Source organism: Nocardia sp. NPDC004722, assembly GCF_053601505.1.
Genome location: NZ_JBSGBY010000307.1, coordinates 1 through 10,069 on the forward strand (window position 1 = coordinate 1; position 10,069 = coordinate 10,069).

11 protein-coding genes and 2 pseudogenes are annotated in these 10,069 nt (G+C 70.0%); 2 read left to right on the top strand and 11 right to left on the bottom strand.

Annotation, left to right across the window (positions count from 1 at the left end; all coding sequences use genetic code 11):
* From ACWELQ_RS26625 to ACWELQ_RS26655, 7 genes and pseudogenes are all read right to left on the bottom strand, one after another.
* The coding region (locus ACWELQ_RS26625; protein WP_452399779.1) for a response regulator transcription factor at positions 1 to 227 on the bottom strand (227 nt) is incomplete at its 3' end.
* Positions 224 to 1,360, bottom strand: coding sequence for a sensor histidine kinase (locus ACWELQ_RS26630; RefSeq protein WP_452399780.1), 1,137 nt, complete (start codon positions 1,358 to 1,360; stop codon positions 224 to 226). The genes ACWELQ_RS26625 and ACWELQ_RS26630, both read right to left, overlap by 4 nt.
* 55 nt (positions 1,361 to 1,415) lie before the next feature.
* A complete protein-coding gene (locus tag ACWELQ_RS26635; RefSeq protein ID WP_452399781.1) occupies positions 1,416 to 2,057 on the bottom strand; it encodes a YdcF family protein in 642 nt (213 codons plus the stop codon).
* Positions 2,058 to 2,151: 94 nt separating this feature from the next.
* A complete protein-coding gene (locus ACWELQ_RS26640) occupies positions 2,152 to 2,559 on the bottom strand; it encodes a subtilase-type protease inhibitor (RefSeq protein WP_452399782.1) in 408 nt (135 codons plus the stop codon).
* A gap of 255 nt (positions 2,560 to 2,814) precedes the next feature.
* Positions 2,815 to 3,314 (bottom strand): annotated as a pseudogene (locus ACWELQ_RS26645) (ethanolamine ammonia-lyase light chain EutC); the annotation flags it as partial.
* A gap of 124 nt (positions 3,315 to 3,438) precedes the next feature.
* A pseudogene (locus tag ACWELQ_RS26650) lies at positions 3,439 to 3,729 on the bottom strand (ethanolamine ammonia-lyase light chain EutC); the annotation flags it as partial.
* The gene (locus ACWELQ_RS26655) at positions 3,726 to 5,201 is read right to left on the bottom strand and encodes an ethanolamine ammonia-lyase subunit EutB (protein WP_452399783.1); all 1,476 of its coding nucleotides are present in this window, start codon (positions 5,199 to 5,201) and stop codon (positions 3,726 to 3,728) included. The gene ACWELQ_RS26655 and the pseudogene ACWELQ_RS26650, both read right to left, overlap by 4 nt.
* A 47-nt stretch (positions 5,202 to 5,248) precedes the next feature.
* On the opposite strand from ACWELQ_RS26655, the gene ACWELQ_RS26660 reads away from it, so the two are divergent.
* A complete protein-coding gene (locus tag ACWELQ_RS26660) occupies positions 5,249 to 6,154 on the top strand; it encodes a rhomboid-like protein (protein WP_452399784.1) in 906 nt (301 codons plus the stop codon).
* Here the strand turns inward: ACWELQ_RS26660 and ACWELQ_RS26665 are convergent.
* The 4 genes from ACWELQ_RS26665 to ACWELQ_RS26680 all read right to left on the bottom strand — a co-directional run bounded on the left by ACWELQ_RS26665 (position 6,053) and on the right by ACWELQ_RS26680 (position 9,554).
* The gene (locus ACWELQ_RS26665; protein WP_452399785.1) at positions 6,053 to 7,240 is read right to left on the bottom strand and encodes a cation:proton antiporter; all 1,188 of its coding nucleotides are present in this window, start codon (positions 7,238 to 7,240) and stop codon (positions 6,053 to 6,055) included. The genes ACWELQ_RS26660 and ACWELQ_RS26665 overlap by 102 nt on opposite strands.
* A 4-nt stretch (positions 7,241 to 7,244) precedes the next feature.
* Positions 7,245 to 7,727: a cation:proton antiporter regulatory subunit gene (locus ACWELQ_RS26670; RefSeq protein ID WP_379362269.1), complete on the bottom strand. Its 483-nt coding sequence runs from the start codon at positions 7,725 to 7,727 to the stop codon at positions 7,245 to 7,247.
* Between the two features lie 68 nt (positions 7,728 to 7,795).
* Positions 7,796 to 8,164, bottom strand: a complete 369-nt coding sequence (locus ACWELQ_RS26675; RefSeq protein ID WP_452399788.1) for a DUF952 domain-containing protein — start codon at positions 8,162 to 8,164, stop codon at positions 7,796 to 7,798.
* A 43-nt stretch (positions 8,165 to 8,207) separates the two neighbouring features.
* Positions 8,208 to 9,554: an aldehyde dehydrogenase family protein gene (locus tag ACWELQ_RS26680; protein WP_452399786.1), complete on the bottom strand. Its 1,347-nt coding sequence runs from the start codon at positions 9,552 to 9,554 to the stop codon at positions 8,208 to 8,210.
* Positions 9,555 to 9,690: 136 nt separating this feature from the next.
* Here ACWELQ_RS26680 and ACWELQ_RS26685 point away from each other — a divergent pair.
* Positions 9,691 to 10,069: AraC family transcriptional regulator ligand-binding domain-containing protein (locus ACWELQ_RS26685; RefSeq protein WP_452399787.1), on the top strand; the 379-nt coding region annotated here is incomplete at its 3' end.

Genomic DNA, 10,069 nt, shown 5'->3' on the forward strand with positions numbered 1-10,069 from the left:
ACGACGCGGGTGTCGCCGCTGACGCGCTTGCACACTTCCAGCCCGTCGAGGCGTGGCATGCGGATGTCGAGCAGGGCCACGTCGGGCCGGTGTTCGCGGACGGCCTCGATGGCCTGTACTCCGTCGGCGGCCTGCGCGACCACCTCGATATCGGGCGCGGCGTCGAGGATCATGGCGAAGCCCATGCGCACCATGTCCTGATCGTCGGCGAGCACTACCCGAATCATCGTGTCCCTCCAGTGTTCTCGCCGAGGGGCAGCCTGGCCGCCACCCGCCATCGCCCGTCGGTGTGCCGCCCGGCGCTCACGGTGCCGCCGACCGCGGTGGCCCGCTCGGCCAGACCGGTGAGGCCGAACCCGGTGCCGCCGCCGATCCCGCCGTTTCCGGAGCCGTTGTCGCACACCTGAATACACACCTCACCACCCTCGATACCCACTTCGACCTCGACCCGGGTCGCGTCGGCGGCGTGGCGGCGGACATTGTTGAACGCCTCCAGCAGGATTCGATGCGCGGCCAGCAGTACCGCATCGGGAACCCGGGGCGCGGCCACCGCCGGATCGATGACGGTAACCACCTGCGCGGCAACGGTTTCGGAGAATCGATCGACCAGGTCGCGCAGATCGTGCGTGTCGCGCGCGGCCGTGCGCCCGGCGTTGGCCACCATGGCCCGGATGTCGTCGAGCGCCCGCCGCCCGGATTCCTCGATCCGGGCCAGTACCGGCCGCATTCGCTCGTCGGCCCCGGCCTGGGCGGCCTGTGACAACACCACCATGCCCATCACCTCGTGCGCGATCACGTCGTGCAGTTCCCGGGCCAGTTGCGCCCGCTCCCCCACCACCGCCGCCGTCCGCTCGGCCACCACACGCTGCCGATGCGACCGCACCAGCAGTCCGATACCCAGCGCGGTAATGGTCGGTACCGCCACGGCCAGCGGCAGCACGCCGTCACGCGCATGACCGACGGAGAAGGTCGACCCGACCGCGACGGCCACGAGCGCACCGGCCAGCAATATGTCGGCGATCTCGCTGACGCGGGAGGCCACCACCCCGCACGCGATGATCGTCACCCATACCGACCCGGTCGCCCACGGCGAATACCCGGTCGGCCAATTGCCCACCGCCACTATGACGGCGATGGTCGCCGCCAGCCCGATCAGCACCGCACGCTGCCGGTGGACCGGTTCCGGTCGCGGGCTCGCGGCGCTCACGCAGGCCCAGGTCCCGGCCGCCACGCCGAGCAGATCCACCGCCGCCTGCCCCGCGCTGCCGGACGCCTCCCACTCCATCAGCACCGCCGCCCCGGCGGGAATCAGGCACAGAGCGAATATCCGGCGATCCATGGGATCGACCCTAGTCGTCACCGATCGGCACCTTCCGCGGCTCGCCCCTTGCCTGCTTCGGCTCGCCCCACGCCTCCTAGAGCTCGCCACGCTCCTCCCGGGCCTCGCCGCGGGCGGCCCGGGCGGCGGTGATCGCGGGAGCCGCCAGCACTGCGACTAATTCGCGCAGGAAGGATCTGCGCAGCAGCAGGCGCGCGGTCCGAGCCCCGGTCACCTGCGCGCGCAGTCCCAGCAGCCGGGCCAGGCGTTGCGTGCGCAGCACGTGGAAGTCACTGGTCACCACCGTGATCCGCACCGCGGCCGGATCGATGCCGCGCCGCCGCAGTTCCCGCTCGGTGTAGCGCAGGTTCTCCTCGGTGTTGCGGGAGCGGTCCTCGCGCACGACAACCTCGGGTGGAATGCCCTGCGCAGCCAGGTAATCCGCCATGGCGTCCGCCTCGGTGACGGATTCCCCGCCGGCCTGTCCGCCGGACACCACGATGAGCGGCGTCCCGCCCCGGCCGCGTTCGGCCGCGACCAGTTCGAGGGCGCGGTCGAGCCGACGCGTCAGCATGGGGGCGGGCCGGTTGTCGCGCAGGCGGCAGCCGAGCACGACCACCACTTCCATTCCGGGGCGGGGAGCCGTGCGCGCGCGGCCCATGGTGTACCCGGCGAACCCGGTCAGCGGCACCAGCACCGCCGCACCCGCCAGCACCGCCACCGCACCTCGAGTCCTCATCCCGGCTGCACCTCGCGCACCATGGGCTCGACCCTAGTCATGCGCGCGTGGCCGGGCCCCGGCGACAGGCGGCAGGGTTCGGAAACGTCAGGGTTCAGAATTCGAAGACGGAGGTGCTGCGGTTCTCGGCCGCGCACATGCTGGGGTAGGTGTGCCGGTAGCTGACCGGGTTCCCCTGCCAGATGCCGTCGGCCGCGACCGTCACCGGGTCGTAGATCATCGGGCAGAAGCGCATCGGACGGCCGTGCAGCTTCTCGAAATCGCCTCCGGCGGTGTTCAACTCGTCGCAGGCCGGGGCGGCGGCTGGATGCGTGCCCAGCACGGTCGGCGCGCAGATCAGCACGACCGACCGCTGGCTCGAGGCGGTCTCGAGCGATTCCCCCTGCGCGACGGTCAATGTCAACGCCGACGCGGGCAGGTCGTCGGCGTGCGCCGCGGGGAGAACGACCAGCGTCGTCGCCACACCGACACCCACGCCGAGCATTCGCAGACCGATGGACATGAACGACCTCCTCGACGACCGGGTTACTCCCCCGTCGATCGTCCCGACCGGACCGCCTGTTTCATTCCGGGGCACGCGGATTCAGGTGGGATCGACCGCGTCCAAGGTCAGCGGCGTGCGGGAGGCCGTCGCATTCCCGGTGTGCGCGTCGAGGACGAGCGGCGTTGAGACGGGCCGCGCGAGCACAACCGATGAGTCCGCGACCCCGATCGGCGAGTCCGAGGCTCCGATCGATGAGTCCGCACCGACGTCCGTACCGGGCGCGAGCGCCGGGTCGGCGGACGTGTCCTTGAGGTCCACGCCGGAGCGGCCGAGTCGACGCGCCCCGTCGACGAGGGCGGTGGTGACCTGCGCGGCGCGCGCGTAGGTGAGGCCCTCGGGCGGATGAATATTGGACACGCAGTTGCGTTCGGCGTCGGCGCGGCCGGGCCGCGGGAGATGCGTCAGATAGATGCCGAGGCTGTCGGCGACCGACAGACCGGGCCGTTCCCCGATGAGCACCAGCACCGTGGTCACGCCGAGCGCCGCACCGATGTGATCACCGAGCGCCACCCGCGCCTGGGTGGCGATCACCGGCGGCGCGAAGGTGTAGCGGTCACCGAGCGCCGCCATCAACGCCGCGAGCATCGGCACCCCGTGATCAGCGAGTGCCCGCGGCGAAAGCCCGTCGGCCAGCACGAATCCCACGTCCGCGCCGCTGTACGGCACCCCGGCGAGGAGGTCCCCGGCGTCCGCCCGGCTCCCGGTCGTACCAGCGCCGTCCCCGCATCCGAGCCCCTCGCCAGACCAGATGGTCCGCGCTCCAGGCGAATTCGCCGCAGCGACCCGATCCGTCATACCCCGCTCCGCCGTGACCCGATCGGCCACGACCGATTCGACACTGCCGGGCAGCCGCCCGAGATCGGGACGCCGCAAGTATTCGGACCGATCCGCCGCCAAGCTGCGCACATGCACCGGCTCCCCCACCCCCAACTCCGCCACCGCGGCGGCCAAAGCAGCGACATCCAGCGGATTGTGCACCGCGTCCCGCGCCGCCGCATGCGCGGCCCGAAACTCCAACACCTCCCGCGTCGGCAGCCCGTCCCCCGCCCGCCCGAGCCCGATCCGCGCCTGCGTCGTCAACCGCAACCCCGCCCAGAACTCCTGCGCGGCAATATCTTCCGTCGTCACGCCGCCACCTCCTTGGCTGCCAGGGCGCGCAGCGGGGACGACAGGGGTGGGGTGGGGAGGATGCGGCCGGTGGGGTCGATCATGCCGAGGCGGTCGAGCCAGGCGGCGAATTCGGGGGCGGGGGTGAGGTTCAGGACTTTTCGGGCGTAGAGGGCGTCGTGGTAGGCGAGGGATTGGTAGCCGAGCATGACGTCGTCGGCGCCGGGGACGGCGATGACGAAGGCGCAGCCCGCGGTCCCCAGCAGGGTGAGCAGGGTGTCCATATCGTCCTGGTCGGCTTCGGCGTGGTTGGTGTAGCAGACGTCGACGCCCATCGGGAGGCCGAGGAGTTTGCCGCAGAAGTGGTCTTCGAGCCCGGCGCGGATGATCTGCTTGCCGTCGTAGAGGTATTCGGGGCCGATGAACCCGACGACGGTGTTGATCAGCAGCGGGTCCAGGTCGCGGGCCACGGCGTAGGCGCGGGTCTCGAGGGTCTGCTGATCGACGGGCCGACCGCCGGTGCCCAGGTGCGCACCGGCCGAGAGCGCCGAGCCCTGACCGGTTTCCAGGTACATGACATTGTCGCCGACGGTGCCGCGTCGCAGCGAGCGCCCGGCCTCGTTGGCCTCCCGCAGCAGCGAGATGTTCACGCCGAAGCCGGAATTCGCGCCCTCGGTGCCCGCGATGGACTGGAACACCAGATCCACCGGCGCGCCCGCCTCGATCAGACCGAGGGTGGTGGTGACGTGCGAGAGCACGCACGACTGGGTCGGGATGTCGAAGCGCTGGCGCACCTCGTCGAGCAGCGACAGCAGATCCGCGGTGGCGCGCGGGGAATCGGTGGCCGGATTGATCCCGATGACCGCGTCCCCGCAGCCCAGCAGCAGTCCGTCGAGTACCGCGGCGGCGATGCCGCGCGGATCGTCGGTGGGATGGTTGGGTTGCAGCCGGGTGGCCAGCGTGCCCGCCACCCCGATGCTGGTACGGAACCCGGAGCGCACCCGCACGGCGTGCGCGACCGCGATCAGATCCTGATTGCGCATGAGTTTGCTGACGGCCGCGACCATTTCGGGGGTGAGCCCCGGCGCGACCGCGGCGAGGGTGGCCGCGGCGTCGGCGGTGGCGGCGGTGGCCAGCAGCCAATCCCGCAACCCACCCACGGTCAGATGGGAAATCGCCTGGTACGCAGCACGATCGTGGCTGTCGACGATCAAACGCGTGACCTCGTCGGTCTCGTACGGCACCACCATGTCGGTGAGGAAGGTGTCCAGTGGCACCTCCGCCAGCGCCCACTGCGCGGCCGCCCGCTCGGCGTCGGAATGTGCCGCGCACCCGGCGAGTTCGTCGCCGCTGCGGCGCGGGGTGGCCTTGGCCAGCAGATCGACCAGACCGTCGAAGGTGTAGGTGGTGCCGCCCAGGCGCTGGTGATAGATCACCTCTCCGATCGTCCGGGCCCATGTTGCTGCGACGTAACCACCGTTTTCCCTGGGCATTAATGCGCGTTACGCGTGCCGAACCGGCCTCGGGATACCATCAGGTAATGGCATTGGCCACCTATGAGCCGCCCTGGCTGCGCACCGTCGACCTCGGCGAACAGGCACGCGCCCTGGTCGTCTGGTGGGCGCAGCCGCACCGGCTGCGGCGCGCCGTGCAGGCCTATCGCGATCTGCTGGCGGTCACGCCGGCCTGTATCGCCTACGCGTTCACGCTGTTCATCACCTGGTGGACGCTGCGCGGGGCCAGCGATATCGTCGGACGGCGGCTGATCTTCTCGGCGTCGACGAATCTGCGCAATATGCAGAAGGATCCGATCCAGGTGCTGCTGGCCTCGGCCTTCTGGACCGACGGCGGTTTCCCGTGGGGCGACATCCTGATCCTGGTCACGCTGATGGCACTGGCCGAGCGCTGGCTGGGCTCGCTGCGCTGGATCTTCGTGGTGGCCGTCGGGCATGTGGGCGCCACCCTGATCACGGTGCTGGGCATCGCGCACAAGATCGACAAAAACCTCATCCCGACCCGGGTGGCCTTCGCCTCGGATGTGGGCCCCAGCTACGGGATCTCGGCCATGCTGGCCGCCATCACCTTCCGGCTGCGCGGCCCGGCCCGCTGGCTGTGGGCGGCCTGCATGCTGGTCTGGTACGCCTACGGCGTCTACGACAGCCGCACCTTCACCGATTACGGCCACTTCTTCGCGCTGATCATCGGTTTCACAGTGGGCGCTATCGCGGTGGCGCTCTCGCACCGCCTGGTCGCCGTGCGGGCGCGCAAGGCCGCCCGGGCGAAATCCGCCGCGGTCATGCCTGCTTCGGCCGCCGCGCCGGATTCCGCCGGGATCGAACCGGATTCAGCTCGGGACCGGGTCGATGCGGCCGCGGTCGCGTTGCACCAGCCGGATGACGGGCTCCACGACACGGGCCGCGATCGGGCCGAGCACCGCCATCATTAGCACGTAGGCCGAGGCCAGGGCGGCCAGCCGCCCGTCCACGTGACCCAGCGAAACCGCCAGTCCGGCAATGACGATGGAGAATTCGCCGCGCGCCACCAGCGCCGCACCGGCACGTGCGCGGCCCATGCGGCGAATGCCCTGCCGCGAGGCCGCGAACCAGCCGGTGGCGATCTTGGTCAACGCCGTCACGACCGCCAGCAGCACCGCCCAGCCCAGCACCGGCGGTATCGCGCGCGGATCGGTATTGAGCCCGAAGGCGACGAAGAAGATGGCCGCGAACAGATCCCGCAGCGGTTCCAGGAGTTTCGCCGCCTCGTGCGCCGTCGATCCGGAGATGGCGATGCCCAGCAGGAACGCGCCCACCGCCGCCGAGACATTGAGCGCCGAGGCCGCGCCCGCCACCAGCAGCGCCGCGCCGAGCAGCTTGAGCAGGAACACCTCCCGGTCGTCGCTGTCGACGACGGCCGAGACGTAGCGTCCGTAGCGCAGCGCGACGATGAGCACGACGGTGATCGCGACCAGCGCGATGGCCAGTGACCGCAGCCCGCTCACGAAGCTCAGCCCGGCCAGCATCATGGTGAGAATCGGCAGGTACACCGCCATGGCCAGATCCTCGAACACCAGGATCGAGAGGATGACCGGCGTCTCGCGGTTACCCAATCGGCCCAGGTCGTTGAGGACCTTGGCGACGATGCCGGAAGAGGAGATATAGGTGACGCCCGCCATGGTGACCGCGCCGACGGGACCCCAGCCCAGCATGAGCGCCACGATCACGCCGGGGGTGGCGTTGAGGACGATGTCGAGCAGGCCCGCCAGCCAGTCCCGGCGCAATCCGGTCACCAATTCGGCTGCGGTGTATTCCAATCCGAGCAGCAACAGCAGCAGCACCACGCCGATCTCACCGGCGAGGTGACCGAATTCGGTGGCGGCCTGCATGCGCACGATGCCGCCGTCACCGAAGGCCAAGCCACCTAGGAGATACAGCGGGATAGGCGACATGCCGAAGCGGGCGGCCAATCGCCCCAGCATGCCGAGCGCGAAGAGGATCGCGCCTAGTTCGAACAGGGCTAGACCGGTCGAATCCACCGGTTCAGCCGTCGACCAGGATGCGAGCGGCCGCGTCCAGCCCGTGCGGGGTGCCGACGACGACGAGGATGTCGCCGGAGTCGAGCACCTGGTCGGGCCCCGGTGAGGGTTGCACCTGCCCGGCCCGCATGATCGCCACGATCGACGCCTTGGTCCGGGTCCGCATCCCGGTATCGCCGAGTCGGCGTCCCCGATACGGTGAGCTGCCGCTGATGCTGAGTTGTCTGGTGGTGATCCCGGGTAGGTCCGAGTGCTCCTCCCGCAACTGCTGCACTAGTTGCGGCGCGCCCAGCAGGTTGGCCATCACCGCGGCCTCGTCCGGGGTGAGCGGCACCTGCGCCAGGCAGGCATCCGGATCGTCCCGCTGCGACACGATGAGATCGATGCCGCCGTCCCGGTGCGCCACCACCCCGATCCGCCGGCCCGATCTGACTTCGAAGTCCTTGCGTACACCGATTCCGGGCAGCGCTGTCACGTCGACGTTCACGACGTCCAGACTAGGACAACCCGCCCGAATCCCCGGGAGCTATGTCCCGGACGAGATCAACAGCGAGATCAACTCGCCGTGAGCGGGGCGAACGAACCGTCGGGACCGGGCCGGAAATCGGTCACCTCGACCACCGCATCCAGTGCCAGCGGCCCGTAGAGATGAGGGAAGAGCATGGAGTCCGGGTCGGTGGGGACGCCCGGCTCCCACTTCACGGGCGCGGTCAGGCGGGCCGGATCCAGGTGCAGCAGAACCAGATCCGTGCGCCCGGCGAAGATCCGATTGGCGGGCAGATGCGCCTGATACGGCGCGGACAGGTGGATGAATCCGGTCTCGCCGAGGTCCGGGGTACGGTATTCGCCTGCGGCGCGGGCGGATTCCCATTCGTCCCGCGAGCAGATGTGCAGCAGCGTCGACGGCGTCGTGTCCTGTTCGATTCCCACCGGTCCACTGTAGAACCCGGTGCGGTGGCGCCCGTGCTCAGAACGGTGCGGGCCGCGCCACGTGCGGGGAGATGTCGTTGACGCCGACGCGGGCCGGGGCGAAGCGGCCGATCGCGCGGGAGGCGGTCACGGTGTCTGCGGTCCAGACGCTCAGGCAAGGTCCGGCCGGGGAGCGACGGGCCAGGTCGAAGGCTTCGCCCGCGTCGGCGACGCGGACCACCGGCAGCACCGGGCCGAGGGTCTGCTGCGTGAGCACCGCCATGCTGGGGTCGACCTCGCCGAGGACGGTGGGTTCGAAGACGTGGTCGGTGCCGGTGCCGCCGCAGCGCAGGGTCGCGCCCTTGAGCAGGGCGTCGCGCACCTGGTCGCGGACCAGGTCGACGTGGGCCGCCGACGTCATCACGCCGGTGCCGATCTCGTCGCCGAGCAGCGGCCCGAAGGCGGCGGCCTCGGCCACCAGTTTGTCGAGAAAGGCGTCGTAGGCGGGGGTTTCGACATAGATGCGCTCGACGCAGTTACAGCTTTGCCCATTGTTCGCCAGTCCGCCCAGCGCAATGCTGGCGGCGGCCCGATCCAGGTCGGCATCGGACAAAACGACCGCTGCGGACTTGCCGCCCAGGTCCAGGCAGCACGGAATCAGCCGGGCCGCGGCACGCAGCGCCACCACCTTGCCGGTCGCCACGCTCCCGGTGAACCGGACATAATCCACGCAATCGAGGACAGCGGGACCGGCCTCGTGCCCGGCCACCGTCTCGAAAACCGCTGGGGCCCCGGTGCCGCGCCAGCCCGCGGTGACCGCGCGCAGGGTCAGCGGCGTCTCCGAGGACGGCTTCACCACCACCGCGGACCCGGCCACCAGCGCGGGCACGGCGTCGAAGAGGGCCAAGGCGAGGGGGTAGGTCCACGGCCCGATCACCCCGACCACCGCGCCCGCCGGCTGCGCGACGGCCAGCTGCATGGCCGCCCCCGGGCGCAGAGCGACCTGCGGGTGTCGTCCGCCCAGGAATTCCGCGCCGTGCGCGCGATAGTGGTCGAGGGCATCGAGGGCCAGGCCGAACTCGGCATCGGCCTCCGACTCGGTCTTGCCGGTCTCCATTGCCAGTAATGCGACCAGGGCATCCCGGTTGTCCAGCAACCAGTTTCGGAACACTGTCAGCCAATGGATCCGACCGACCACCCCTAACGAGTGCCAGAGCGCGGCCTCGTCCCGCAGCCGCTCGACGATGGCACGCACCACGGCGGGCGTCTCGGTGGCGATGGTGTCGACCACCCGGCCGTCGGCGGGTGCGATCACGGTGAGCATGGGCGGGCGGACCTTTCCGGCATCCGGCACCTGAGTCGCTGTCCTGTGCACCTGAATCTCGGAGTTTCGCGCGATGCGCATGAATCTCACCGTATGGGTGAGGGTTTCGGCCGACCAGCTCCCAATGGGCCAGGAATCGACGAATATCGGCCGCACCCAGGCAACTTACCGGCCGGTAACCGATATGGGGACGCCCGAAGTTTGCGAGACTTCCTGAGTGACGGAAGAGTTGGCTCCGCTTCGTTCCATCACCAGCACCGCGCTGCTGGCCGATTTCGCGGTGGGCCGGGGCATCCCGCTGCCGGAGGTGCTGCGCGACACCGGCATCAGGGAGGGTCATCTGCACGACCCGTCGGCCGAAATCACCATGGGCCAAGAGTTCTCGGTCATGCGGAACGTGGTCGACGCCGTCGACGACGAACCCGGCATGGGATTGCTGGCGGGGCTGCTGTGCCATCCGCCGTCGCTGGGCGTGCTGGGCTTCGCGCTGATGAGCAGCTCGAATCTGCGTCATGCCATGGACATTGCGCTGCGCTACGCGGACCTGTCGTTCACCGCGGCCCGCCATCACAGCGAGGACCACGGTTCCGAGGTGT